The 26,256-nt window shown below is 68.9% G+C and carries 22 protein-coding genes; 5 read left to right on the forward strand and 17 right to left on the reverse strand.

The window, feature by feature from the left end; translation table 11 throughout:
* Positions 1–246: 246 nt before the first annotated feature.
* From ACSU1G_RS06115 to ACSU1G_RS06180, 14 genes are all read right to left on the reverse strand, one after another.
* On the reverse strand, positions 247–942 hold the full coding sequence (locus ACSU1G_RS06115; protein WP_439279033.1) for a 3-oxoacid CoA-transferase subunit B: 696 nt from the start codon (positions 940–942) through the stop codon (positions 247–249).
* An 11-nt stretch (positions 943–953) separates the two neighbouring features.
* Positions 954–1,715 carry a 3-oxoacid CoA-transferase subunit A gene (locus ACSU1G_RS06120; protein WP_439279034.1) on the reverse strand — a complete coding sequence of 254 codons (762 nt, stop codon included), beginning with the start codon at positions 1,713–1,715 and terminating at the stop codon, positions 954–956.
* Between the two features lie 108 nt (positions 1,716–1,823).
* Entirely contained in the window at positions 1,824–3,041 is a 1,218-nt protein-coding gene (locus ACSU1G_RS06125; RefSeq protein ID WP_439279035.1) for a thiolase family protein, read from the reverse strand.
* An 86-nt stretch (positions 3,042–3,127) separates the two neighbouring features.
* A complete protein-coding gene (gene pcaC, locus ACSU1G_RS06130) occupies positions 3,128–3,589 on the reverse strand; it encodes a 4-carboxymuconolactone decarboxylase (protein ID WP_439279036.1) in 462 nt (153 codons plus the stop codon).
* Complete coding sequence (locus tag ACSU1G_RS06135) at positions 3,586–4,392, reverse strand: alpha/beta fold hydrolase (protein WP_439279037.1); 807 nt, start codon at positions 4,390–4,392, stop codon at positions 3,586–3,588. The genes pcaC and ACSU1G_RS06135 overlap by 4 nt, the downstream gene beginning before the upstream one ends.
* Positions 4,393–4,456: 64 nt before the next feature.
* Entirely contained in the window at positions 4,457–6,040 is a 1,584-nt protein-coding gene (locus ACSU1G_RS06140) for a lyase family protein (protein WP_439279038.1), read from the reverse strand.
* Positions 6,041–6,179: 139 nt separating this feature from the next.
* Positions 6,180–6,821: a protocatechuate 3,4-dioxygenase subunit alpha gene (gene pcaG, locus ACSU1G_RS06145; protein WP_439279039.1), complete on the reverse strand. Its 642-nt coding sequence runs from the start codon at positions 6,819–6,821 to the stop codon at positions 6,180–6,182.
* The gene (gene pcaH, locus ACSU1G_RS06150; RefSeq protein ID WP_439279405.1) at positions 6,811–7,524 is read right to left on the reverse strand and encodes a protocatechuate 3,4-dioxygenase subunit beta; all 714 of its coding nucleotides are present in this window, start codon (positions 7,522–7,524) and stop codon (positions 6,811–6,813) included. The genes pcaG and pcaH overlap by 11 nt, the downstream gene beginning before the upstream one ends.
* Positions 7,525–7,726: 202 nt before the next feature.
* Positions 7,727–8,950 (reverse strand): 4-hydroxybenzoate 3-monooxygenase, encoded by a 1,224-nt coding sequence (locus tag ACSU1G_RS06155; protein WP_439279040.1) that lies wholly within the window; start codon positions 8,948–8,950, stop codon positions 7,727–7,729.
* A gap of 215 nt (positions 8,951–9,165) precedes the next feature.
* The gene (locus tag ACSU1G_RS06160; RefSeq protein WP_439279041.1) at positions 9,166–10,059 is read right to left on the reverse strand and encodes an IclR family transcriptional regulator; all 894 of its coding nucleotides are present in this window, start codon (positions 10,057–10,059) and stop codon (positions 9,166–9,168) included.
* A gap of 22 nt (positions 10,060–10,081) precedes the next feature.
* On the reverse strand, positions 10,082–10,384 hold the full coding sequence (locus ACSU1G_RS06165) for a hypothetical protein (RefSeq protein WP_439279042.1): 303 nt from the start codon (positions 10,382–10,384) through the stop codon (positions 10,082–10,084).
* A 94-nt stretch (positions 10,385–10,478) separates the two neighbouring features.
* A complete protein-coding gene (locus ACSU1G_RS06170) occupies positions 10,479–11,684 on the reverse strand; it encodes a heparan-alpha-glucosaminide N-acetyltransferase domain-containing protein (RefSeq protein ID WP_439279043.1) in 1,206 nt (401 codons plus the stop codon).
* Between the two features lie 26 nt (positions 11,685–11,710).
* Complete coding sequence (dapA, locus tag ACSU1G_RS06175; RefSeq protein WP_439279044.1) at positions 11,711–12,778, reverse strand: 4-hydroxy-tetrahydrodipicolinate synthase; 1,068 nt, start codon at positions 12,776–12,778, stop codon at positions 11,711–11,713.
* Positions 12,775–16,743 carry a Pls/PosA family non-ribosomal peptide synthetase gene (locus ACSU1G_RS06180; RefSeq protein WP_439279045.1) on the reverse strand — a complete coding sequence of 1,323 codons (3,969 nt, stop codon included), beginning with the start codon at positions 16,741–16,743 and terminating at the stop codon, positions 12,775–12,777. The genes dapA and ACSU1G_RS06180 overlap by 4 nt, the downstream gene beginning before the upstream one ends.
* Positions 16,744–17,504: 761 nt before the next feature.
* Here ACSU1G_RS06180 and ACSU1G_RS06185 point away from each other — a divergent pair.
* Positions 17,505–18,263: a L,D-transpeptidase family protein gene (locus tag ACSU1G_RS06185; RefSeq protein WP_439279046.1), complete on the forward strand. Its 759-nt coding sequence runs from the start codon at positions 17,505–17,507 to the stop codon at positions 18,261–18,263.
* Positions 18,264–18,323: 60 nt separating this feature from the next.
* Here ACSU1G_RS06185 and ACSU1G_RS06190 read toward each other — a convergent pair whose 3' ends face one another.
* From ACSU1G_RS06190 to ACSU1G_RS06200, 3 genes are all read right to left on the reverse strand, one after another.
* Entirely contained in the window at positions 18,324–19,136 is an 813-nt protein-coding gene (locus ACSU1G_RS06190; protein ID WP_439279406.1) for an ABC transporter ATP-binding protein, read from the reverse strand.
* Positions 19,137–19,293: 157 nt separating this feature from the next.
* Entirely contained in the window at positions 19,294–20,061 is a 768-nt protein-coding gene (locus ACSU1G_RS06195; protein WP_439279407.1) for an ABC transporter permease, read from the reverse strand.
* A 65-nt stretch (positions 20,062–20,126) separates the two neighbouring features.
* Positions 20,127–20,879 (reverse strand): ABC transporter permease, encoded by a 753-nt coding sequence (locus ACSU1G_RS06200; RefSeq protein ID WP_439279408.1) that lies wholly within the window; start codon positions 20,877–20,879, stop codon positions 20,127–20,129.
* 532 nt (positions 20,880–21,411) lie between these two features.
* On the opposite strand from ACSU1G_RS06200, the gene ACSU1G_RS06205 reads away from it, so the two are divergent.
* The 4 genes from ACSU1G_RS06205 (at position 21,412) to ACSU1G_RS06220 (ending at position 26,254) form a co-directional block, all read left to right on the forward strand.
* Entirely contained in the window at positions 21,412–22,284 is an 873-nt protein-coding gene (locus tag ACSU1G_RS06205; protein ID WP_439279047.1) for a LysR family transcriptional regulator, read from the forward strand.
* Between the two features lie 68 nt (positions 22,285–22,352).
* Positions 22,353–23,408 (forward strand): ABC transporter substrate-binding protein, encoded by a 1,056-nt coding sequence (locus ACSU1G_RS06210; protein ID WP_439279048.1) that lies wholly within the window; start codon positions 22,353–22,355, stop codon positions 23,406–23,408.
* The gene (locus ACSU1G_RS06215) at positions 23,405–25,162 is read left to right on the forward strand and encodes a thiamine pyrophosphate-binding protein (protein WP_439279049.1); all 1,758 of its coding nucleotides are present in this window, start codon (positions 23,405–23,407) and stop codon (positions 25,160–25,162) included. The genes ACSU1G_RS06210 and ACSU1G_RS06215 overlap by 4 nt, the downstream gene beginning before the upstream one ends.
* Before the next feature lie 60 nt (positions 25,163–25,222).
* Complete coding sequence (locus tag ACSU1G_RS06220; protein ID WP_439279050.1) at positions 25,223–26,254, forward strand: ABC transporter substrate-binding protein; 1,032 nt, start codon at positions 25,223–25,225, stop codon at positions 26,252–26,254.
* Positions 26,255–26,256: the final 2 nt, after the last annotated feature.

A 26,256-nucleotide genomic window follows, 5' to 3' on the forward strand; every position in this document is an offset into this window, starting at 1 on the left:
GGCCTCTACGCCGGCACCTGTTGACCTGCCACTCAGGGCACCGCGCCCGGACTGGACGCGCTCAACATGATTACTTTAGCAAACATCAGTGGCCGGAGCCTCTCGAAGGCCTCTCGAAGGCCTCCCGAGGACGACGTCGGCCGCGCACCCCAGGTGCGCGGCCGACGTCGTGCTGTCTTCACTTTGAGGGCAGAACGAACCGGTTCCTTCTGCCCTCAAAGTTCAAAGGTTCCCGAGGACCGATGGTCAGGAGACCGTCTCGAAGGTCACGCCCTCGTGGGCCTCCTGCAGCTCCTCGAAGGTGATCCCGTGCAGCTCGCGGACCTTGACCACGCCGGAGTCATCCAGCAGCAGGACGGCCTTGTCCGAGTAGATGCGGGAGACGCAGCCCACACCGGTCAGCGGGAAGGTGCATTCGGCCAGCAGCTTGACGTCGCCCTTCTTGGTGAAGAGGTCCATCATCACGTAGGTGTCCTTGGCCCCGATGGCCAGGTCCATGGCGCCGCCCACCGCGGGGATGGCGCCCGGCTTGCCGGTGGACCAGTTCGCCAGGTCGCCCTTCGCGGAGACCTGGTAGGCCCCCAGCACGCAGACGTCCAGGTGGCCGCCGCGCATCATGGCGAAGGAGTCGGCGTGGTGGAAGTAGCTCGATCCCGGAAGTTCCGTCACCGGGATCTTGCCCGCGTTGATGAGGTCCTCGTCGATCTGCTCGCCGGTGGCCTGCGGGCCGAAGCCGAGCATGCCGTTCTCGGTGTGCAGCGTGACCTTCTTCTCCGGGGAGAGGTAGTTGGACACGGTGGTCGGCTGGCCGATGCCCAGGTTCACGAAGGACCCCGGCGCGATGTCCGCCGCGATCACCTGGGCGAGCTCGTCCTGGGTCAGCGGGGCGTCGCTGCTGCGGAAGCTCTGGGTGCTCTGAGTACTCTGATTGCTCTGTGTCATCGGTTCGCTCCTCACTTCTCGGCGGCCAGCTCGGCCGCGGTCTTGGTGGCCAGGCAGGGCTTGGGCTTCCCGGCGGCCAGGGCCTCGCGCTCGGCGCGCTCCTTGACCCCGGAGCCTGTGGGGATGCCGACGACGGTGTCCACGTAGATGCCCGGTGTCACCACGTGCTCCGGGTTCAGCGGCTCGTCCAGGACCTCGTCCACCTGCACGATGGTGTGCGCGGCGGCGGTGGCCATCACGGGACCGAAGTTGCGGGCGGTCTTGCGGAACACCAGGTTGCCGTAGGGGTCCGCGGCGTAGGCCTTGATCAGGGCGAAGTCGCCGCGGATCGGGGATTCGAGCACGTAGTGCTTGCCGTCGATCTCGCGGACCTCCTTGCCCTCGGCCAGTTCGGTGCCGTAGCCGGTGGGGCTGAAGAAGCCGCCGATGCCGGCCCCGGCCGCGCGCATGCGCTCGGCCAGGTTGCCCTGCGGGACGAGCTCCAGCTCGAGCTCGCCGGCGCGGTAGGCCTCGTCGAAGTGCCAGGAGTCGGACTGGCGCGGGAACGAGCAGATGATCTTGGCCACCCGCCGTTCCTTGATCAGCAGGGCCAGGCCGGCGTCGGCCTGCCCGGCGTTGTTGTTCACCACGGTCAGGCCGGTGGCACCGGAATCCATCAGGGCGTCGATCAGTTCCATCGGTTGGCCGGCGTTGCCGAATCCACCGATCAGCACCGTGGCGCCGTCGGTGATCCGGGAGACGGCCTGGGCGGCCGAGTCCACGAACTCAAGCATCGTTCCTCCTCGTGTACGGGGTGTGAAGGGTCGTTCGGGTGGTTTTCAGTCGACTTGGGGTGGGTGCTGGACTCCCAGACCCACCCCAAGTCGACTGAAAGTGGGGGGTCAGGCGCGGGCGTTGACGTTCTCGAGGACCACGGCGATGCCCTGGCCCACGCCGATGCAGAGCGCGGCCACACCCCAGCGGTCGCCGGACTCCTCGAGGCGGCGGGCCAGGGTGCCGAGCACCCGGGTGCCGGAGGCGCCGAGCGGGTGGCCGATGGAGATGGCCCCGCCCCAGGTGTTGACGATGGACAGGTCCACGCCCCAGGCGTCGGTGCAGGCCAGCGACTGGGCGGCGAAGGCCTCGTTGAGTTCCACGGCGGAGATGTCATCCCAGGTGATGCCGGCGCGCTCGATGGCGCGGTTGACGGCCTCGACCGGGGCATAGCCGAAGTACTGCGGTTCGTTGGCGGCCGTGGCGCGGCCGGCGATGCGGGCCAGCGGCTGCAGGCCCAGGATGTCCGAGGCCTTCTCGGAGCCGAGCCAGGCTGCGGAGGCTCCGTCGTTCATGGGCGAGGAGTTGCCGGCGGTGACCATGCCGTTCTCCTTGCGGAACACGGTGCGCAGCCCGCCCAGGGACTCAGCGGTGGAGTCCGGGCGGATGGTCTCGTCCCGGCTCAGGTCCACGTCCGGGACCTGGACCGTCAGGTTGTCATACTTGCCCTCGTCCCAGGCCTTGGCGGCGAGCTGGTGGGAGTTCGCGGCGAACTCGTCCATACGCTCCCGGTTGATGCCGTACTTCTCCCGCAGCTGCTCGGTGGCCTCGCCCAGGGAGACGGTCCACTCCTTCGGCATGTTGCGGTTGATCAGGCGCCAGCCGAGGGTGGAGTTGGCCAGCTCGAGGTTGTGCATGGGGAAGGCGCGCTCGGTCTTGGGCAGGACCCAGGGGGCGCGGGACATGGACTCGGCGCCGCCGATCAGCATGACATCGGCCTCGCCGACGTTGATCTGGCGGGAGGCGATGAGCGCGGCGTCCAGGGAGGAGCCGCACAGGCGGTTCACGGTGGTGCCGGGGATGGAGGTCGGCAGCCCGGCCAGCAGGGTGGCCATGCGGGCCACGTTGCGGTTCTCCTCACCGGCGCCGTTGGCGTTGCCGAAGACGACCTCGTCGATCCTCTCGGCGCCGGCCTTCGCCAGCCCCGGTGCCCGGTTCACGGACTCCTTCACCACCAGGGCGGCGAGGTCATCCGGGCGGGTCTTGGCGAGGGCGCCGCCGACCTTGCCGAAGGGGGTGCGGACGGCGTCGTAGATGTAGGCGTCCTGAACGTTCTGGGCGGTCATGGCCGGTCTCCTTTGGGGGAACGGGGATCTGGTGATGTGGTGTTCTGGTGGACTGCTCTGCTGAGCTGGTGTGGGCGGGGCGGTGTCTAGAGGTCCTTGCCGGCGGCCAGGTCCTCGTCCACCTGGGCGAAGACGTCCTGGGCCAGCTTGAAGGCGATGTTGGCGGCGGGGACGGAGGCATAGATGGCGGTCTGGAGCAGGATCTCCTTGATCTCATCCCGGCTCAGGCCGTTGCGCAGGGCCGCGCGGATGTGCATGGCGGCCTCCTCCCAGTATCCCCCGGCCACCATCGCGGAGATCGTGACGGCCGAACGCATCCGGCGGTCCAGGCCCGGGCGGGTCCAGATGGTGCCCCAGGCGTAGCGGGTGATGAGGTTCTGGAAGTCCTCGGTGGTCTCGTCCTTGTTCGATTCGGCGCGGTCCACGTGGGCGGCGCCGAGGACCTCGCGGCGCACGGCCATGCCGGCGTCGTAGACCTCCTGGGAGGTGCGGTCCATCTGGTGACCCACCGGCTGCTGGTCCTGCTGGTCGTTCTGCTGCTCGCTCATGCGCTGAAGGCCTCCTTGAGGATCGTGGCTGTCTCTTCCGGCTTCTCGAGGGGGGCCTGGTGGGCCACGCCCTGCAGCACCCGGGCCGTGCCGTTGACCACGCCGGCCGCGATGGCCTCGCCGTCGGCGGGCGGGCAGACGGCGTCCTCCGCACCGTGCAGGGCGAGGATCGGGGTGGTGATCTCCCCCAGACGCTCACGCACGTCGAAGCCGGCGAGGGCCTCGCACAGCCGGGCGTAGGAGAAGCGGTCGGCCTCCTGCAGGGTGTGCAGCACGCGGGTGGAGCGCTCGGGGTACTTCTCGATGAAGCCCTTCGCGAACCATTTCTCGGCGGAGCCGGCCACCATGGTGGGGGTCCCCGCCTGCTCCACGTAGGCCGCCCGCTCGTGCCAGGCGGTGGGGTCGCCGATGGTGGCGGCGGAGCAGATCACGGCGATGCCGTCGAACAGCTCCCCGTGGTCCAGGCCGAGCTGCAGGGCGACCTCACCGTTGACGGAGACCCCGGCGTAGTAGACCTTGGCACCGGCCGGGATGGTCCCGGCGGCGTGCTGGGCCCGGACCAGATCCGCGACGGCGTTGGCCAGGTCCGCGATGGACGTCGGCTCGTTGTGGGCCGGGGACTGGCCGTGACCGGGAAGGTCCCAGCCGATGACGTGGAAGCGGTCGGCCAGCTCGTCGGCGGCGTCCGCCCACAAGGCCTGGACGCCCGTGCCGAGGCCGGCGCCGACGAACAGGATGTCCTTGTCCGGGCCGGCCTCGCCTTGGCCGGAGAGCCGGATCGCGGTGATCTCGGGTGTGCTCACGTGGTGCTCCATTCTGCGTGGTCGATCTGCGTGGTCTGCGTGGTCTGCGTGGTCTGTGGGGAGGTCAGGAGTCGGCGAACCCGCGGTACTCGGCCACCAGGCGGTCCACCAATGTGGTGGCCTCCCCGGTGTAGTTCGCCGGATCGAGCAGTCCGTCCAGCTCGTCGTCCGTGACGGAGGCGGGCAGCTCGGCTCGGAGCAGGGTGCGGACATCGGGTGCGCCGCTGTCCTCGCCGCCGGCATTGCCGCCGCCCTGGCCGCCCGACTGACGGCCGGCCGCGAGCGACCGGTCCACGATGTCCTGCAGCCGGGCCTTGCCGGAGCCGGGTTCACCGCCGGCCTGCTCCTCGAGGAGGGGTGCCAGCTCGGCCATCAACCGCTCGGAGACCAGCAGCGGCCCCACCAGGTTGAGGTTCTCCGCCATCCGGTCCGTGTTGACCCGCAGCCCGCCCACCAGTTCGGCGGTCCGGGCGGCGGCGCCCCCGGCGGTGCGCATCAGCTGGCGCAGGGCGGGCCACTCGGCGTGCCAGGCGCCGTCCGGCCGTTCCTCGTTGGCGGCCCCGGCGGCCGTCAGCACCTGGGCGAGGGAGCTGGGGGTGGAGAGGGCTCCGGCGTGGATCATCACGGAGAGTACGGGGTTCTGCTTGTGGGGCATGGCCGAGGATCCGCCCCGGCCGGCGGCCAGGGGCTCCCCGAGCTCGCCGTTCTCGATGCGGGCGGAGATCAGGACGTCATTGGCGATCTTGCCGCAGGCCGCCACCACGTCCGCCAGGGCCGCGGCCACCCCGGTGATCGGCATCCGGTTGGTGTGCCAGGGGCCGGCGGGGGCGGCCAGGCCGAGCTGGGCGGCCAGGTCCTGCACGAGGGTGAAGGCGTCCACGCCGGGGGCCAGCGTGCCCCGGCGCCGCTCGCGCTCCAGCCGGCCGGCCAGCGCGGCCATGGTGCCGGCGGCACCGCCCCACTGGAGGGGCAGCGCCGTGGTGGCCGCCTCGAGCCGGCGTCCGGCCTGGGCCAGCCCGGACATCCATCCGGCGGCGCGCAGCCCGAACGTGGAGGGCAGGGAGTGTTGGGCGAGGGACCGGGCCACCATGGGCGTCTCGCGGTGCTCGGTGGACAGCTGGGCCAGGGACCCGACGGCGGCGCGCAGGTCGGCCAGGACGGTCGCCGAGACCCGGGCGGCCATCATCATCATGGCGGTGTCCATGATGTCCTGGCTCGTGGCGCCCACGTGCAGCGCGGCCGATGCGGACCCGCCCGTGCCGGGGGTGCCGGGCTGCTCAGCCCCCACGAGCGCGGTGACGCGGGCGCGCATCGCCTTGAGGACCGGGATGAGGGGGTTGCCGCCGTCCTGGCCGGCGTGGGCCAGGGACAGCAGGTCGTAGGCGTGCGGATCGGCCGCCGCGGCGGCTGCCTCGGCGTGCTCCCGGGTGGTGATGCCGTGGTCCGCCAGCACGGAGGTCCACTGCGCCTCGATCCTCAGCAGGTGGCGCAGGTAGGCGCCGTCCGAGCACTGCAGGGCCGCCCGGGTGCCGGCGGGCAGGGGATCCAACAGGCCGACGTCGGACTCCTCGGCCAGCGATGCCTGCGCGGCCGGCCCGGCCGCGGAACTCTGAGAGGTCGACTCGGACTCTGGCTCGGACGTGGGCATCGGGGGGCGCGCTCCTGGGGTTGAGGTGGTTGGCATCTAGGCTATCCGCACCGATGGCCCGGCAGCCCCCGTGCGTCCGTATTCCGTCACGGAGCGGGGGGCTGACCGGGCCACCTGGGGTGCTTCTCAGAGCCGGGACTCAGCCGTGCTGCGGGTACTCGATGCCGGGGAACTCGAGGAACACGGTCTCGCCCTCGCCCTGCAGACGGATGTCGAACCGCAGGGTGCCGTCCGCCTCCCGCTCGCCGATCAGGGTCTGACGGCGGTCCGCGTCCAGGGAGGACAGCAGGGTGTCCTTCTCGAGGGCGGCGGTGTCCTCCGGCAGGTAGGCCCGCGTGTGGAGCTTGTTCATCAGGCCACGGGCGAAGACCACCACGTGGATGAACGGCGCCTTGCCCTCCTCCGTGGGACCGGGGTTCACGGTGGAGAACGTGTAGGTGCCCACGTTGTCCGCACAGGCGCGGCCCCATCCGGTGAACGTCCACCCGTCACGGACCAGCGAACCGGTCTCCTGGACGATCTTTCCGTTCTCGTCCGCCTGCCAGATCTCCACCATGGCGTCCGGGATCGGGGCCCCGGAGCCGTCGTAGACGGTGCCGGTCAGGCGCACAGCCCTCGGGCTGGCGGGGCTCACCAGGTGCTGGCCGTCCCGGAAGGGGATGTGCACGTTCTCGTACCCGGAGGCATAGCCGAAGAACGGGCCGATGGTCTGGCCCGGGGTGGGCGCGAGCTTCTCGCCGCCCGTCCGTGCCGATTCAAGCTGGGTCTTCTCAATGCGCATCGTGCTCGTCCTCCATCCAGGTACGGTTGCTGCCGGTCAGGACGATGTCCCAGTAATAACCCGTGTTCCACTCGTGCTCTGACACGCTGTGGTCGTACGTCGCCACCAGCAGGTCGCGGGCCTTCTGGTCCGTGATCGACTGGTAGATCGGGTCCAGGCTGAACAGCGGATCGCCCGGGAAGTACATCTGGGTGATCATGCGCTGCGTGAAGTCCGTCCCGAACAGCGAGAAGTGGATGTGGGCCGGGCGCCAGGCGTTGTGGTGGTTCTTCCACGGGTACGGCGCCGGCTTGATGGTGGTGAACTCGTAGAATCCCTGGTCATCGGTGATCGTGCGGCCGACCCCGGTGAAGTTCGGGTCCAGCGGAGCCGGGTGCTGATCGCGCTTGTGCACGTAGCGGCCGGCGGCGTTGGCCTGCCAGACCTCCACGAGCTGGTTGCGGACCGCACGGCCCTCGCCGTCCAGCACGCGGCCGCGCACCTTGATGCGCTCACCGATCGGCTCGGCGTTGCCCTGGATGGTCAGGTCGGACTCCAAGGTGTGCACGTCACGGTGACCGAAGGCCGGGGACCACAGTTCGATGGTCTCCGGGTCGGCGTGGTGCATGTCCTTGGTGGGGTGGCGCAGCAGTGAGCTGCGGTACGGGGGGAAGTTCACGCGCGGCTGGGTCTCCCCGGAGGCCGAATCGTGGATCGCCTTCATCTCCGCGCTGATGGTCTCCTGGGAGTCCTGCGTCGCGGCGGGGTCGAGCACGTGGCTGTTGTCGAACGTCTCGTCGTCCTCGACGACGGGACCGGTGTTCTGGTTGCTCACGGGCTACTCCTTTCTACGGTGTTGCAGTGGGTGGTGGGTGGGACGGCGGTGTTGCGGTACAGCGTGCGGTACAGCGTGGGGTGGAACCGGATCAGGCGTGCGGCCAGCCGGTGTAGGACTCGGCCAGGTACTGCTGGCCGAACCGGGAAGAGGTGACGGTCTCGAGCTCGCCGAGGGCGCGCTTGGTCTCGAACGGGTTGGCGTCCGCACGGGTGTGCAGCATGGACGTCATCCAGTAGGAGAAGTTCTGGGCCTTCCAGACGCGCTTCAGGGCGGTCTCGGCATAGCCGTCCAACAGCTCGCGGGAGCCGGTGGAGTAGAAGGAGTCGAGGGCCTCGAAGAGCACCTTGACGTCCGAGAAGGCCAGGTTCAGCCCCTTGGCCCCGGTCGGTGGGACGGTGTGGGCGGCGTCTCCGGCCAGGAACATGTTGCCGTGGCTCATGGGCTCCCGCACGAAGGAGCGGAAGCCCAACACGGTCCGGTCGAAGATCGGGCCGGTCTTGAGCTGGAAGCCGTCCGGGCCGTCCACGCGCTTCTGCAGCTCGGACCAGATGCGGTCATCCGACCAGTCCTCGACCTTCTCGGCCGGATCGCACTGGAAGTACATGCGCTGGACCGTCTCGGAGCGCTGGGAGATCAGCGCGAAGCCATGCGGGGAGTTCGCGTAGATCAGCTCCGGGGAGGACTTGGGGGCCTCGGTCAGGATGCCGAACCAGGCGAAGGGGTACTCGATCTTGAAGTCCTGGTGGCCCTCCTCCGTGCCGACGGCCCGGCGGCAGAAGGACCGGGATCCGTCGGTGCCGATGAGGTAGTCGCACTGGATCTCGTACACGGTGTCCGGGTCGGCGCCGGCGGAGACGTCCTTGTAGCGGATGACCGGCAGGTCCGACTTCAGGTCTGCCACCCCGATGACCTCGGACTCGTAGCGGACATCGCCACCGTCCCGTTTCCGGGCCGCGGCGAGGTCCACGAAGACCTCGTTCTGGGCATACAGGGTGACGGTGGCGTCCACGAGGTCGGGGAAGTTCAGCGGGTGCGATTCGCCCTTGAACCGCAGGTCGATGCCCTCGTGCTCATCACCGGTGGTGAGGACGCGGCCGTCCACCCCGGACTCGGTCAGCATCTTCACGGCCTGCTGCTCGAGGATGCCGGCACGGTGGGTGTGCTTGATGGTCTCGTAATCGCGGAGTTCCACCACCACGTTCTCGATGCCCTGCTGGGACAGCAGGTGGGAGAGCAACAGCCCGGCGGGGCCGCCTCCGACGATGCCGACCTTCGTGCGGGTGACCAGTGGCGTGTCTACGCGATCTGCCATTCCAACTCCTTCGTTGCGCCGGGGTGCATTCCGGGAACACCTGCGTCAGGGCCGGCACTCGGGCTGGCAGTCGCCAGCACTGCGGTCCGCGCCGCGCGGGGTTCCGTCTCACCACCAGTGTGATGGAGCGTACAGCCGAACACGGAGGTCATTCTCACTCAGTGAGAATCATGGCCGCGACTCAGGTCACGATCGGGACCAGCCCGGAGCTCGGGTCATGCCCGGGCCTCGGGCAACCTCCGAGATCCCGGCAGGGTGATCGGCGGGTGCTGAGGGAAGACCGCGTCGGCAGCCGGCATGGCATCCCGCGGGCTCAGGACACGGCTGATGCCACGGGCTGCGGCGAGGAGCATCGGCGCCAGCCCGGGCCGGAATTCCGAGGATCTCGGCACCACGACGCCGAGGGCCGCGATCGCCTGGCCGTCCGGCGAGAACACCGGAACGGCCACTCCGGTGGCCTCAGAGTCCACCTGGCCGTCCACGGCGGACCAGCCCTGGCGGCGGATCTCCGCCAACTGCTGCCGCAGTTCCGCCTCCGTCGGGTTCACCACGCCGCGGGCGCTGCCCTCGTGCCCCGGAGAGGGGATCGGGGCGCCGAGCTCCGCGGCGTGCGCGGCCAGGAACGACTCCGTGACGTGGCGGTGCGCGAAGGCCAGCAGCACGAGGCCGAGTGAGGTGGTGAAGGTGGGCATCCGGCCGGCGATGGTCGCCTGGTTGGGCACCGCCCCGCGGGCGGAGAGCCGCTCGAGGACGAGCACCCCGGCATCATCCAGCACGGCGATCTGGGTGTGCTGGCGCAGCACGGCCTGCACATCATCCATGTAGGGCATGGCGGCCCGGCGCAGGGAGGTGCCGGGGCTGGAGCGGGAGGCCAGCTCCCAGAGCTTCATCCCCAGACCGACGGCACCGCCCTCCGTCCGCTCCAGCAGCCCGGCTGCCGCAAGCCGGTCCACCCAGCGGTAGGCGGAGGGCAGGGGGATGGCCGCACGGCGGGCCAGGGCGGAGACCGAGAGCGTCTGCCGGTCCGCGTCAAAGGCACCCAGGATCCGGATCAAACGGTCCAGGGTGGTGTCCCCCGGAGCGCCGGGGCTCGCCGGTCTCGGCTCCATCTGGGGGTCAGCGGTGTCTCAGTCAGTGCCGGGTGCGTGGCGACTGGGCGGACAGGGGATCGGCGTCGGACTCCTGCTGGGCGGGGACGGAGTCAGGGGGTGTGCCATGTTCGGCCCCATGAGTGGGGCTGGGGATGGCCTGGGGGGCTGTCGGCCCGGTGACGACGGCCTGGCCGGCGGCATTGCGCCGCCAGCGCTCCCGGACGGACTCGTCCAGCTCCTCCCACCCCGGGGCCGGGGGCTGGCCCAATCCGGGCAGCATGGCCTGGCCCTGCTCATAGAGGGCTCGCCCTGCACGGTCCCGGGCCTCAGAATCATTTGTCACACCTTAAGTATGGATGAAGGCTGGCCTCCCCGGGAAGCATGGCACACTCCTGGACACCGTAACGTAGGACACTGGCCCCACCGCGCGGTGCGGATCACTTCAGGGGTGCGGGCCTCAGGAACCGATCGCGGGCCCGGGTGGAGCATGTGGCCAGGACCCATTCCAGCGGCCCCTGGGACCACTCTGAGATGTTCCGCCACAGGACCACGAAGAGTAGGCCTGCCGCCACCTGCAGCCAGAAGGACAGGTACGGGAGGGACTCCAGCAGGTGGGTGGAGATGAAGAGCAGGTGCAGTGAATACAGCGTCAGCGTCATCGTGCCCAGCAGGGCCAGAGGCCTCACCAGCCAGGCCGCCCTGGAGCCCACGAGCAGCATGGCGCCAAAGGCGGCGACGGCCCAGCCCAGCACGTTGAGCATTTCCAGCGGGGTCTCGGAATACGGGGACAGGGCGAACAGCCACCAGCCAGAGGAGGTTGGTGTGGATTCGTAGTCCGAGCCCCAGATCATGATCTGGGTCAGCGTCCCCTCGGACAGTCCCGGCGTGGTCTCCAGGATGCGGCGGAAGCCACCCATCGTCTCCAGTGCGACGGTCGAGACGGCCCAGCTGACCAGCGCCGTGACCAGCCCGCCCACGACGAGCCGGAGCTGGGTGTCCCGCACGCTCAGGTTGAGCCGTCCGACGGCCATCCCGGCGCAGATGAACGTCATCCAAGCCAGGGCCGGGTAGGTCCCGGTGACGAACACGGCGCTGAAGGTGGCGTCCGGTTCCGTCAGCAGCGTGGTCAGCGAGGGGTCGAATCCGCCGAGGGACGGCATCCTCCCGGATGTGGCGAGGACGAAGATCGAGCCGATGACGGCAAACACCCCGGCCAGTCCGATCAGCGTCCCCGTCGCGGCACCCAGCAGCGGCAAGGCCATCAGGAACATCGCCCCGTAGTAGGCCAGGATGATCCCGGCCGGCGGGTCCGCGACCGCCAGCAGCAGGCCGAGCGCGATCAGGATCCCGGCTCGCACGGCCGTGGCGATCCTCGAACCGTTCAGCACCCTTCCCCGGTGCGGCGTGCTGCCGCCGGTGGACAGGGACAGCGAGACACCGGCCAGGAAGGCGAACAGTGCCGCCGCAACGCCCGAGCCCAGGAGCCACACCAGGGTCGGGTCCCCGTCGTCGCTGACCGCGGGCAGGACATGGACGGCCATCATGCCGACGAGGGCCAGCCCCCGGGCGGCGTCCACGCCGACGATGCGCACCTTCCGGGTACGCGTGCGGTCTTTCGTGGCCGGTGTGACTTTCTCGGGCACAGCGGGTTCCATTCTCTGGGATGGGCTCACTCCGCTGGCACCTTCGCGGCGGCCAGGGCGGGGAGGAGTCCACGTTCGGGGACGAGCCCGAGCTCGGAAGGGGCACCCGGCTCGTCCATCGGGGCGAAGAACCCGGCGGTGACGGTGGCGGCCAGGTCGGCATGGATGGCGCGCTGCTGGTCTACGGTGAGTCCCACCAGCGGTAGCCGGACGGAGCCTGCCTGAACGCCGAGCATTTCCAGTGCCGCCTTGGCGGACGCGGCTCCGGGGGCGCGGAACATCCCCATGCAGATCGGCAGGAGGTCCCGGTGGAGGGCCAGCGCCTCGGCGTTCCGGCCCTCGTCGAACAGGCGCACCAGGGTGGACAGGCGATCACCCACCACATGGCCCACCACGGAGACGAAGCCCGTGGCTCCCACCGACAGCCAGGGCAGGTTCAGGGAGTCGTCACCGGAGTAGAAGGCCAGTCCCGTGGTGGACATGACTTCCGTGGCCGCTTCGAAGTCACCCTTCGCGTCCTTGACGGCAATGATCCGGGGGTGTTCGGCCGCGGCCCGGAGCGTGTGCGGTTCGATCGCGACCCCGGTGCGCTTCGGGATGTCGTAGAGCATCACCGGTAGCGGCGTGGCCTGGGCGATGGCGCGGAAGTGTTCGAGCAGTCCGGCCTGGGTCGGCCGTGAGTAGTAGGGAGCCACCACCAGCAGTCCATCCGCACCGGCCTCGACTGCCTTCTCGGCAAGCTCGACGCTGTGCCGCGTGCTGCCCGAGCCGACCCCGGCGATCACCTTGCGGCCGGTGCCCGCCGTGGCCCGCTTCGCCGCGGCGATCATCCGAGATTTCTCGGCATCATCCGTGGAGATCGACTCGCCCGTGGTCCCGTTGACGGCCACCGCATCGTTCCAGCCCGGCCGGGTCAGCAACGTGGCCAACCGCTCGGCCGCGACGTCGTCCACGCCTCCGGCGGCTTCGAAAGGGGTCACCATGGCGGTGATGACCCGGCCGAAGGAATTCTCGGCGTCCAGCGGAAAGGCCGAGCCGGCGTCGGGCCCAGCTGTTGATGGAATCTCTCGGTGGCTGGCGTGGTGATTCATCATGACTGGGTCCCCTGTTCGATCCGGGCCTCAACGGCGGAATCTTCGGTGGTACTGCGTGGGCTGGGTTGGCTGATGGCGGGTTCCGGGACCGGGCCGGCCACGGAGGGTCCCGAGCCGGGTGTCCACTTGCGGTCCCAGCGGCTGATCGGGTTGCCCGCCCAACGGCCGTTCGCCGGAACGGACTCCTGGGCCATGACCAGGGAGCCGGGGCCAACGGTGGCGTGGTCCTCCACGGCGCTGCCAGGCAGCAGGATGCTGTTGGGGCCGAGGGTGGAGTAGTCCTCCATCCGCACGTGGTCCAAGCGCATGATCCGGTCATGGAACAGGTGCGTCTGTAGCACGGTGCCGCGGTTGATGCTGACGCCGTCGCCAATGTGGATCAGGTCGAACTCCGGAAGCCACCAGGTCTCGCACCACACCCGCCGGCCGACGTGGGCACCCATGAGCCGCAGCCAGATGTTGAGCATCGGTGTGCCCAGGCTCATCCGCACGAGTCCGGGGACGGCCAGGGATTCGGAGAAGACATCGGCCAGCTCGTTGCGCCAGATGAAGGACGTCCACAGCGGGTGCTGTTCAGCCTTGAACCGGCCGACCAGGGCCCACTTGGCCACCAGTGCGATGCCGCACGCCACCGTGGCGCTGGCCATCATCACCGGTCCGGCCACCAGGAGCATGGCCCCCATGCCGCTGGAGATGTAGACCTGTGCCAGCACCCCCACGCAGGCCAGTGCCATCCAAGCCGTGATGACCAGGGGCAGGAACCGGAAGACCTCGACGGCGGCGCGGGCCGCCACCAGGTTCCGGGGCGGGTCATAGGTCAGGTCGGATGCAGCATTGTCCACCGGGCGGGGCAGCTCCTTGGCCGGGCGGCCGAAGAAGTTGGAGCTCTCCGGCATGTCCTGCGGGGCGGAGGACAGGACGGCGACCAGCGAGTTGTCCGGAATGTACCGGTCCGCACCGATGATGCTGGAGTTGCCCGCGAAGGATTTCCGGCCGACTGAGGCTGGCCCCAGGTGCAGCCAGCCGCCCCGGACCCGTACGGATGTGGCCATGGAGTGGTCGGCCATGAAGGAGCGGTCCTGCAGGGTGGTCAGGTGCGGAATGGTCTCCATGGTGGAGATCTCGACATGCCTGCCGACCGTGGCGCCAAGGATCCGCATCCACAGCGGGGTGAGGACGCTGGCGTAGAGGGGATAGACGGAGACGAGGGTCTTGGCCAGGAGCTGGTTGCTCAGCCAGGCGGCCCATCCAGTCACCGAATGCAGCTGGTGCATCCCCGGGACGAGCAGGCGGGCCAGAAGCCGGACGGTGCCGGCCGTCATGGACAGGAAGGTGAGGACGGTCAGGACCAGGAACACCGGCACCCAGGCCGCCAGGGCCAGGAGCATCTCGGACATCGCAGTGATGTCCTGCACCACGGGGATCACCACCAGGGCGCCGGGCACCGCGGAGACCATCGGCATCAGGGCCATGCCGAACAGGGAGAGGGGATAGAGCATGGCGACCGCAGGCTTGGCATTGCGGCTGCGCAGGGTCTCGGACCATTCCTCGCCGGCCTCGCCGACGTATTCCATCTGGGAACCGGCCCAGCGTTCGCCGTCGGGGACGGTCCCGGACACCACGGTGCCCGGTTCCACCTCGGCGGAGTCACCGATTCGGGCTCCGTCCATGAGGAACGAACGGGTGCCCACGCGGGCGGCTTCGCCGACGTGGAGCTCACCGACGTGCACGCTGTCACCATCGAGCCAATGGCCGGCCAGGTCCACTTCGTATTCGATCGAGGCCACGTCACCGACCGTCAGCAGGCCCGTCACCGGGGGCAGGGAGTCCAGGTGCACGCCGTAGCCGATCCTGCATCCCAGCAGTCGCGCGTACCAGGTGCCCAGCGGTGTCCCCATGATCGGTTCGAGCTTCCCGAAGGTCACGATCCGCTCGGCCGCCCACAGCCGGAGGTGGACCCACCCCCCTCGCCCATACGTTCCGGGGCCGATGCCCAGGGTCAGGGTCCGCGCGGCGCCGGCGGCGAAGAGGATCCGCGAGGGCAGGCTGAACAAGACCAACCACGCCAGCAGGAGCGGGATGAGTGGCGGATCGGGCATCCAGGTCGCCACGGTTGTGAGGTTGGACAGCATCCAGCTGACGATGGCCATGCCGGTGACATAGCGCAGGCCGGTGATGGCGTAGAGGCCGATGATGACGGGTGCCTGGAACAGCCCCGTCCACCATGGCGTGGGGCGGGTGTCTTGGACTTCCGTGTCCTCGGACTCCAGTCTTTCAAGACGCGCCGCAAGGTTACCCAAGGTGGGGTGGTCGTAGATGTCGGCAATCGAGACATCGGAGTACTGCGTCCGCAACTTGCCGACGAGTTGCGCAGCGGCCAGGCTGGCGCCGCCCAACTGGAAGAAGTCACTCTCACCGTCCAACGGGACGGGTCCGAGCAGCTCGGTCCACAGCTCGGCGATCCAGCCCTCGGTGCCGGTCAGCTGGTGTCCGGAACCATCACCCGTTGCCACGGGCCACGGCAGGGCCTTGCGGTCGACTTTTCCGGAGGTCTTCTTGGGCAGCTCGTCCATGATGACCAGGGCCGGTACGAGTTGTGCCGGCAACTGCTCCGCGAGCCGTTTCCGCAGTTCGCCGATGTCCAGGGTGATGCCCGGCTTGGGCAGGAGATAACCGGCCAGGACCTTGTTGCCGCTGGGGGTGTGCTGTACGGCGACGGCACCGGCGGCCACCCCGTCGAGGCCGCCGAGGGCCTCGTCGATCTCGCCGAGTTCAACGCGGCGTCCACCGAGCTTGACCTGCTCGTCGGACCGGCCCACGAAGAGCAGGCCTTCCGGGTCGGCCACGACGAGGTCACCGGACCGATAGGCCCGGTCCCAGCCGAGGGTGGGCATCGGGGCGTACTTCTCGGCATCCTTCTCGGCATCCAGGTACCGTCCGAGGCCGACTCCGCCGATGATCAGTTCGCCAGTCTCGCCCCAGGCGACGGGTTCGCCGTCGGCGTTCACGACGGCGAGGTCCCAGCCGCGCAGCGGCAGGCCGATGCTCACGGGGCCGGTGCCGTCCAGGGCGGCGCCGCAGGCAATGACGGTGGCCTCGGTCGGGCCGTAGGTGTTCCAGACCTCACGGGTAGGGCTGGCCAACCGGGTGATCAACTCGGCGGGGAGGGCCTCCCCGCCGAAGATCAGCAGGCGGATGTTGTCCAAGGCCTCCTGCGGCCACATGGCGGCCAGTGTGGGCACCGTGGAAACGGCCGTGACGTCGCGTTCGGCGAGCCAGTCGCCCAAGTCGGCGCCGGACCGGACGAGCGACCGCGGGGCGGGAACCAGGCAGGCACCACTGCGCCAGGCCAGCCACATTTCCTCGCAGGAGGCATCGAAGGCCACGGACAGTCCGGCCAGCACGCGGTCACCCCGCGTCAGGGGGGCCTCCGGAAGGAACATCTCGGCCTCGGCGTCGGCCCATGCGGCGGCAGACCGGTGGCTGATGGCGACGCCTTTGGGCTTACCGGTCGAGCCGGAGGTGAAGATGATCCAGGCGTCATCGCTGGGGTGTGGTTCCGGGCTGCCTCCGGTGGTGGGCACACCAGTCCGGGCCGTAATCGTCAGGCCCTCTGTGATGACGGCGCACACGGACGCCTCGGCCCACACGGTGGCCGCGCGCTCGTCGGGTTCGTCCGCATCCACCGGGACGTAAGCCGCTCCGGCGAAGAGGGTCCCGAGGATGGCGATGTACAGGTCCACCGAGCCGGAGGGGACCCGGACGCCGACGCGGTCGCCGGCACCGATGTCCATGGACCAGAAACGACGGGCCATCTCGTCGATGCGTTCGCCGAGTTCCGCGTAGCTCAGGCAGGTGGACCCGTCGTCGATGGCGGAGGCGCCCGGGTAGGCGGCGATGGTGGAGCGGAGGATGTCCACCAGGGTGCGCTTCTCGGCGGCCTGGCCGCCGGAATACAGGGCCAAGCCGCCAGGTCCCGGCGTCGGATTCCGATGACTGGCCTTGGGGACTGTGTCCGCGAGGCTGTTCCCGGCGTCTCCGGAAAAGCGCTCAGCCGGCTTCGATTGATCCTGCAGTGTCAAATTCCTACCCCGTTGGTTCAGTGAAGACGGCAGCTGTCCGGACATCTCGCGTTCGGGTGAAGGCGAAATGGCGGGCAGTTCGGTGTGGACATCGTCAACGCAGCGCCGGAGATTCTGGGATTCGGCTCGCTTCGCGACCATGCCTCGACATTCGAGCCTAAGACCCGGACCTACGCAGCCATAGCCATCGGCATACTCGTTAATTGCCCGGATACACGTGGATGCTGGCCCGTACCCCTACTCGGCCGTGCCAAATCCGGGCCGGTTCGATACCCCTATTTCGATCCCCGCCCATGTCACGAAGGTATAACTCGAAATAGAGTATTGACAGATCCGGAACACTGTGCAATGCGAAGAATTGTTGGTTTACGAATCATGACGAATCAGTAGGGCCTCGGCGAGTTCACTCAGCGACACGTCCCCATACGCCACGGAGCAGCACCGGAATACTGCATCAGAAATTGGCATCGGCACCACCCCCTGATTGCCCGGACAATTGGGACACAATAGAAGGTGTGAATATGGCACCCACCGGGTTTCGAGGGCGCTCTCCGCGCCCCGCACCGAGCGACCCCCCGTTGTCCCGACAGCCCCCTGCCCGTTCGGCGGCCCAGGGTACGTCGGCGGTTGTGGGCGCCGTGCTGATGGTCCTGTTGGCTGGCTGCACCATCATCGAACCGGAGGCCTCGGCGTCTCTAGCGACCTCGCCCTCCTCCTGGAGTGCAGGAGACCCCGAAGCACGCACCGGGGGATCCGCGGCCACCACCGAGGGGCCCTGTCACGAACTCAACGAGGGCCGGGTGCAGTTCGTGACCGACGACGCCGTGCGCGTGTTGTTCGCAGTGGCCCACGAGCGTGACGACACCGAGGTGGTCCTCACCAGCTGCCTGAGCACGAATGGAAGCTATGTCGAGGAATGGGCCACAGCCGGCTACGTCGGCTCAGGCGGGTTCGGGCCTGAGGACGCCACCGAGGTCAACACGCTGCAGACCCCGACCGGTTCCTACACCATGACCGAGGGATTCGGCCGCAGCGATCCCGGGACGGAGCTGGAGTACCACACGCTGACCCCGGAGAGCCGATGGGGTGGGCGGGAGGACTCGAACCACTTCAACCAGTATTTCGAGGGGCCGGGCGAATGGCCCGATGAGGACCTCTGGCGGCTCATGCAGTCCGGTCTCTACGAGCAGGCCGTCGTCATCAACTTCAACCGGCCGCCGGATGCGGTGGCCCAACCCGGGCGGTCCTTCGCGATCTTCCTGCATGCCGGACTCACCGAGTCCTGGGGATGCGTGTCCACCGACCTCGACACGGTCACCCGGGTCCTCCAGAATGCCACGCCCGGGGATCGGATCGTGATGGGAGCGGAAGACGACGTCTTCGGCGATCCGGATACCCCTTAACGCCCTGCGGGCAGAAGGGACCAGTCCCTTCTGCCCGCAGATCATGGGGTAACCGGTCCGCTATTTGGCGATGGAGTCTTCGGGGCGGAAGCCCTTCTTGGCGAGCTGGATCTGTTCGTAGACGTGGTGGCGCAGTTCGGCGAACCGCTTGGAGGAGCGGGTCTCGAGCTGGTCGCGTTCGGCGGGCAGGTCGATCAGCAGGTCCTCCTGGATCACGGTGGGTGAGGAAGACAGGATGATGACGCGCTCGCCCAGGTAGACCGACTCGTCGATGTCGTGGGTGACGAACAGGATGGAGACCCCGAGCTTCTTCCAGACATCCCGGACGAGGTCCTCGAGGTCGGCGCGGGTCTGGGCGTCCACCGCGGCGAAGGGCTCATCCATGAGCAGCACCTGCGGCTGGTAGGCCACGGCGCGGGCGATGGCCACGCGCTGCTGCATGCCGCCGGAGAGTTGCCAGGGGTAGGACTTGGGCACGTGGGCCAGGCCCACGGCCTCCAGCGCGTTGTCCACGAGCTCGTCCCGCTTGGCCTTGTCCATGCCGGCGTTCTTCAACGGCAGCTCCACGTTGTCCCGCACCCGCATCCACGGGAACAGGGACCGGCCGTACTCCTGGAAGACCACGGCCATGGACTTCGGCGGGCCGGTGACCTTCTTGCCATGCAGGGTGACCTCACCGGAGGTCGGGTCCAGCAGGCCGGCGATGCACTTGAGCAGGGTGGTCTTGCCCGAGCCGGAGGGCCCGACCAGGCAGGCCAGCTGGCCCTGGGGCAGGTCGAAGGTGAGGTTGCGGACGGCCTCGATGTCACCGCCGTCGGTGTGGTACACCTTCTTCATGTTCCGCACGGCCAGCATGGCCTCACCGTCCGGCATGGTCTTGCCCACGGTGATACGCCCGTCCGGGGTATCGGCCACGCCGCCCTGGGAGACGACCAGGCCTTCGGGCGCCGCGTTGATGGAGTTCTGCTCAGAAGTCATGGTGGCTCCCTTTTCAGTGGGGGTTGCGTGGGGGGTCTCGGGGTGCACGGGCTCAGGCTGCATTCTCGATCTCCCTCAGGCCGTGGTACCAACGCAGCACGCTGCGCTCGATCAGCTGGAAGATGAAGGACATGATCACGCCGATGATGCCCAGCAACACGATGCCGGACCACATCTCCGGGATCGCGAAGGACCGCTGGAACTGCACGATCGTGAAGCCCAGCCCCGAGGAGGCCGCGAACATCTCGGAGATCACCATCAGGATCAGCGCAATCGACAGGGACTGGCGGATGCCCGCCATGATCTGCGGCATCGCCGAGGGCAGGATCAGGTAACGGACCCGGTTGAAGCCCTTGATCCCGTAGGTGTGCGTGGTGTCGGCCAGGACCTCGTCCATGGACCGCACCCCCTCGATGGTGTTCAGCAGGATCGGCCAGACCGCACCGGAGATGATCACCGCGATCTTCATGTCGTCGCCGATGCCGATCAGCAGCATCAGCACGGGGATCAACACGGTCGGCGGGATCGCCCGGAAGAACTCCAGCGTGGGCTCGGTCAACGCCCGCAGCCAGCGCACGGAGCCGATCAGCAGGCCCCCCACGATCCCGATGATGATCGAGCCGGCCACGCCCCAGAGCAGCCGGATCAGGGACGGGATCATGTCCGTGGTGATCCGGTCCTCGGTCCAGGTCTCGAAGAAGGTCTCGAACAGCAGTGCCGGGGTGGGCACGAAGAAGTTCTTCTCACCGAACGCGGTGGAGAAATACCAGATCAGCACCAGGATCACCGGCAACGCGGCGATGAAGAACAATCCCTTCAACGCCCCGGTGGCGCGCTTGGCACCCGGGCTCGGACGCTTCGGGGCGGAAACAGTAGCTGTGGCGCTCACTTGGCGACCTCCGTTCGGACCGAGGAATGCCAGGACAGCACCCGGCGCTCGATCATGCGCATGACCAGGTTGATGATGACGCCCAGCAGGCCGGTGGCCAGGATCAGGGCGTACATGGCCACATAGGAACCACCGGACTGGGCCTTGGCGATCTCAGCACCCAGACCCGGGTTGCCGATGATCAGCTGGGCGGTGATGGCCAGGATCAGCGCCACGGCCGAGGCCAGGCGCACACCGGTCATCAGGTACGGCAGCGCCGTGGGGAAGATGACGTAACGCAACCGCGCCATCGGGCCCAGACCGTAGGACCGGGCCGTGTTCATGGCCACGTTGTCCACATCCGCCACCCCGTACAGCACCTGGATCAGCACCTGCCAGAAGGACGCGTAGACGATCAGCAGCAGGGCCGACTCGATCTCCACGCCGAACAGCAGCACCGCCAGCGGGATCAACGCCACGGAGGGCACCGGGCGCATGAACTCGATGGTCGAGTTCGTGAACCGGCGCAGGAACGTGGAGGAACCGATGATGAACCCCAGCACGGCGGCGGCGATGCAGGCGATCAGCATGCCCAGCAGCCACTGCCACATGGTGTCACCGACCGCCTGCCAGAACGCGGTCAGCCCGAAGTTGCGGAACAGGTCCGCGATCGCGGCCGAGGCCGGCGGCAGGAACGTCCCGTTCACGATCCCGGTGCGCGGCAACAACTCCCAGATCACCAGGAATCCCAGCAGGCCGATCAGGCCCAGGGACTTGGTGCCCCAGTTCCGGCGCGGCTTGCGCTTGGCCCGGGACGGACCGGACGACGTCGGTCGCCCGGTCACCCCGGTCTGCGCATACGAGGTCGGTGGTGCCGCTGGATCCGGACGGGTGCCGATATCCAGACCCGCCACCGTCGAGGCATCGGTATGGCGCCGGACATCTCCGCGGCGACGATCGGAACCGCTGGAGGCCTCGAGCCGGTGCAGGCGCTCGATCTCCGTCTCGCGGTGGGGGTCTCCGGACCCGCCCGGGCCACTAGGGCCCGGCGCGCCGGTGGACGGTACAGATTCAGTCATCGATCGAGGTGCTCCGCTCGCGACAGGGGATGGTCGGTAAGGGACGGCTATGCTGACAGTTTCGTCAACAATATTGTGACCCGACCCACAGGCTATGGCCAGCCTAGTCAGGGATTCGGTTTAGTTCAAGACATCAACGATTATATCCCTCAATTGATTGATGGGTCCCATGCACGTCATCGATGGCCGGACGATGGACGGACGATGGCCGGAAGGAGGCGTCATGCTGGACCTGAACCTCATCCGGGTGTTCGTGGCCGTGATGGAAGAGGGCACGCTCACGGCAGCCGCCGAGAAACTCAGCCTCACCCAGCCGTCCATCACTCACGCGGTGAACCGCCTGCGCCGGGCCACGGGGGACGAACTCTTCGCCCGCTCCGGCCGCGGCGTCCGCCCCACCCGCGCCGCCCGGCAGCTCTACGCCGAGGTGGCCTCCCTGCCGGCGGCGGCCGACGCCGCCGTGGCCGGGCTCACCGACTTCACACCGGCCCGGGCCACCACCACCTTCAGGATCGCCCTCACCGACCTCGGCCAGCTGGTCTTCCTGCCGCGCCTCGTCCCCGCCCTGGCGGCCACCGCGCCACGGTGCAGCCTGGACGTCGTGCCCCTGGACACCAACTCCGCGGCCGAGGACCTGGTCTCCGGCGCCCTCGACCTCGCCATCGCTTCCACCCCACCGGCTGGCAACGTTCGAGCCCTGCCCCTGAGGCGCGACCGGTACGTCTGCGTGGCACGGACCGGCCGGTTGGGGCCCGAGGCGCCGACCGCCGCTGAGCTCTCCGGCGCCGCCCGGGTGGTGATCCGCGGCTCCACGGGCCACACCCTCGTCGAATCCCGGATGCCGACCCCGGCCGCGGGCTCCGTGGCGGTCTCCACGTTCTCCACCATCCCGGCGCTGGTGGCGGGAACCGACCTGCTGGCCTTCGTCCCGCAGATCCTGCTGCCCGAATGGCTCCGCACGTGGGACCTCAGCGAATGGCCCCTGCCCTTCGAGGACACGGATGTCACCGTCCATGCCTACACCGCCCCCTACGCGCTCACCGCCGCTACGGCGTGGTTCGTCCCGTGGGTGGTGGACCTGCTCCGCGACCTATAGACAAGGCCTATGGGTGATGGACGGAATGATCATTGGACCAACCGTGATTTTCCTCATACGGTGCCATCATGATCATCCCCTCATGGAACACCGCACCCCCCATCCGCCTCGGCCCGGTCCGCCGTCTCACTGCGGGAGCCGGCATCCTCACCCTCGTCCTGGGCCTGGCAGCCTGCGGCTCCGGTTCGCCCTCGGGCGGCGCAGGGGACACCGCATCGGCCGGCACCGGTTCCGAAGCGGCCTCCGGTGAGCTGACCCCCATCACCGTCGGCGCCATCCCCATCGGGGACGTGGCCCCCATCCACGTGGGCGTGAAGGAGGGCTTCTTCGAGGACGAGGGCCTGGACGTCGAGATCGTCAACACCTCGGGCGGCGCCATCGCGGTGCCGGGCGTGGTGGCCGGCGACTACGACTTCGCCTTCGGCAACACCGTCTCCCTCATGGTGGCCCGTGACAAGGGACTTCCTCTGCAGTACGTGGCCAACGGGACCACCACCACCGGCGAGGAGGGCAAGGACTTCGCCGCCGTGGTCGCGCTCGAGGACTCCGATCTCGAGACCTCGGCCGACCTGCAGGGGCACACCGCCTCCTCGAACAACCTGCTCAACATCGGCGACACCGCCATCCGCCTGGCCGTGGACAACGCCGGGGCGGACGGCTCGGAGGTGGACTTCATCGAGCTGGCCTTCGGTGACGCCGCAGCAGCCGTGCAGAACGGTCAGGTCGAGGCCGCCCTGGTCCTCGAGCCCTACCTGACCCAGTCCCTCGATGCCGGCCTCAAGGCGGTCTCCTGGCCGTACGCCGAGGCGCACCCGGACCTGGACATCGGCGGCTACTTCACCTCGGAGGAGACCATCGAACAGCGTCCGGAGGACGTGGCGGCCTTCACCCGCGCCATGCGCAAGTCCATGGAGTTCAGCCAGGAGAACCCGGAGGTGGTCCGCGAGGTCATCGGTGAGTACACCGAGATGGACCCCGAGATCCTCGACCGCATCACCCTGCCGCGCTTCAACGCCGACTTCTCCCGGGAGGCCATGGCGGCCCTGGGCGAGGCCGCCGTGAAGTACGGCGTGATCGACGACGCCCCAGACCTGGACGCCCTGCTGCCGGAGGAGACCCCGTGACCGCTGTGACCAGCACCCAGACCGCCGACACCGCAACCGCCGCACCCCTGAAGGTCAGCGAGGCCGTCGGCCGCATCATCGCCCGCATGGGCGCCGCCCACGTGTTCGGCGTGGTCGGTTCCGGGAACTTCCGGGCCACGAATGCGCTGATCGCCCCCAGCGCAGAGCGGCCGGACGGGATCCCCTTCACCGCGTCCCGGCATGAGATGGGCGCCGCCTGCATGGCGGACGCCTACTCCCGCTCCACCGGCCGGCTCTCCGTGGTCACCGTCCATCAGGGCTGCGGGCTCTCCAACGCCCTGACCGGGATCGGGGAGGCCGCCAAGTCCCGCACCCCCGTGCTCGTGATCTCCGGAGACACCCCGGGCGGGCAGTACGGCTCCAACTTCTACATCGACCAGGACCAGGTCGTGGAGGGCATGGGGGCGGTGGCCGAGCGGCTGCACTCCCCCGCCTCCGCGGTCCAGGACACCATCCGCGCCGTGACCCGCGCCGTCAACGACCGGCGCACCGTGGTGCTGTCCATGCCGCTGGACGTGCAGGAGGGGACCATCCCCGAGGACCAGCTGGCCCTCGTGGAGCAGGTGGCCCCGCCCGTGGCACCCACCCCGGCCGGTGCCTCCCCGGAGGCCGTGGAGCGCATCGCCGGGCTGTTGGCCGGCGCCGAGCGCCCGGTGATCGTGGGCGGCCGAGGCGCCGCGGCCGGCGTCGGGCCCCTCCGTGCCCTGGCCGAACGGGCCGGCGCGCTGCTGACCACCTCGGCGGTGGGCCGCGGCCTGTTCCACCAGGACCCGTGGCACCTCGATGTGATGGGTGGCTTCTCCACGGACGGTGCCGCCGAGCTGGTGGCCCAGGCCGATGTCCTGCTGGTCTTCGGCGCCGCCCTGAACCGGTGGACCACCCGGGACGGCACGCTGCTGCGCGGCAAGACCGTCATCCAGGTGGATGACACCCCGCGTGCGTTCGGCCTCCACTACCCGGTGGACCTGACCATCCTGGGCGACGCCGGCCTGACCGCCGCCGCGGTGGACCTCGCCCTGGCCTCGCGGCTGGGCTCCGAGACCTCGCGCACCGGTTACCGGACCGATGAGACCCGCGCTCGGGTGGCCGAGTCGCTGAACTGGCGCGACCAGCCCTACGAGGATGTCTCGGAGCCTGTGGTGGCCGGCGAACCGGACAGCGGACGGATCGACCCCCGGCTGCTGACCAACCGGCTGGACGAGATGGTACCGATGGAGCGCGTGGTGGTGCCGGACGGCGGCAACTTCAACGCCTACCCGGCCATGCACTTCCGGGTGCCGGACAACACCGGGTACTGCGTGCCGCTGGCATTCCAGTCGATCGGGCTGGGACTGTCCAGTGCGATCGGCTCCCAGCTGGCCTCTCCGGAGAGGATCGCCATCGCCGGAGTGGGCGACGGCGGGCTGCTGATGTCCCTCGTCGAGTTGGAGACCGCCGTGCGGCTGAAGATGCCGCTGATGGTGGTGGTCTACAACGACGCCGCCTACGGGGCCGAGGTGCACCACTTCGTCCACGAGACGGACCGGCTGGGCACCGTGCAGTTCCCGCCCACGGACATCGCGGCGATCGCCGCCGGCTTCGGCTGCGCCGCCGTGACCGTGCGGCAGGAGTCGGACCTGTCCCCCGTGCAGCAGTGGCTGGACGGCCCGCGGGACCGCCCCATCCTCATCGATGCGAAGATCGCCGACTTCCCCTCCTGGGTGTTGGCGCACAGCTTCGCGGACGGCGAGTAACGAGCCGGGTCACCGGCCATCGAGTAGCGAGTAGCGAGTAGCGAGTAGCGAGGGACACCCATGAACACGCGAAACACCTCTCTGTCCCGCCGGCGGCTGTTGACCGTCGGCACGGCCGCCCTGGTGGCCACCACCGCCGCCGCCTGCGGATCGGGTGACCCCTCCGGCGGCGGGGGGGCCGGGGCATCCCCCGGGACGGGCGACTCAGCCGGCGGGTCCGGAGACCTGCGGGCGGTGACGGTCGGTGCGATCCCGATCGTCGACGTCGCTCCCCTGCATCTGGCGAAGGAGCAGGGGTTCTTCGAGGAGGCTGGCCTGGACGTCACCATCGAGAACACCTCGGGCGGGGCGATCTCCTTCCCCGGCGTCTCCTCGGGCCAGTTCGACTTTGCCTTCGGCAACGTGGTCTCGATGATGGTCGCGCGGTCCCAGGGCATCGGACTGAAGTTCTTCTGCTCCGGCTCCACCACCACCGGTGAACCGGGCCATGACAACGTCGCGTTGATCGCCGCCCCCGGTTCAGGATTCAAGACCATCACGGACCTGGAGGGCAAGCTGCTCTCCTCGAACCAGCTGGCCAACATCGGCGACACCGCCTGCCGACAGGCCCTGGACAAGGCCGGCGGCGACGGGAGCACCCTGGAGTTCATGGAGATGGGCTTCCCGGACGTCCAGGCGGCCCTGGAGAACGGGCAGCTGGACGCCGGCGTGGTGGTGGAACCTTTCGTCACCCCCGCCCTCGCCTCCGGGATGGTGGCCGTGGCGTGGCCGTACGCCGAGGCCAATCCGGAGCTGGACACGGGCGGCTACTTCGCCAGCGAGGACACCCTCGCGAAGGATCCCGACCTGGTCCGGTCCTTCCGCGAGGCGCTCGTCCGCGGTCTGGAGTACGCCCAGCAGAACCCGGACGAGGTCCGGCGGATCACCGGAACCTACACCCAGACCCCGCCGGAGGTCCTGGAGCAGATCAAGTTGCCGCGGTTCCGTGCGGACTTCAACCTGGAGGCCCAGGAGGAGCTGGCCGCCAGCGCCCGGAAGTACGGCACCATCACCGGGGAGCTGTCCGTGCCGGACATGTTCGCCGAGCTCTGACG

It is taken from the genome of Microbacterium sp. A93 (assembly GCF_051842835.1).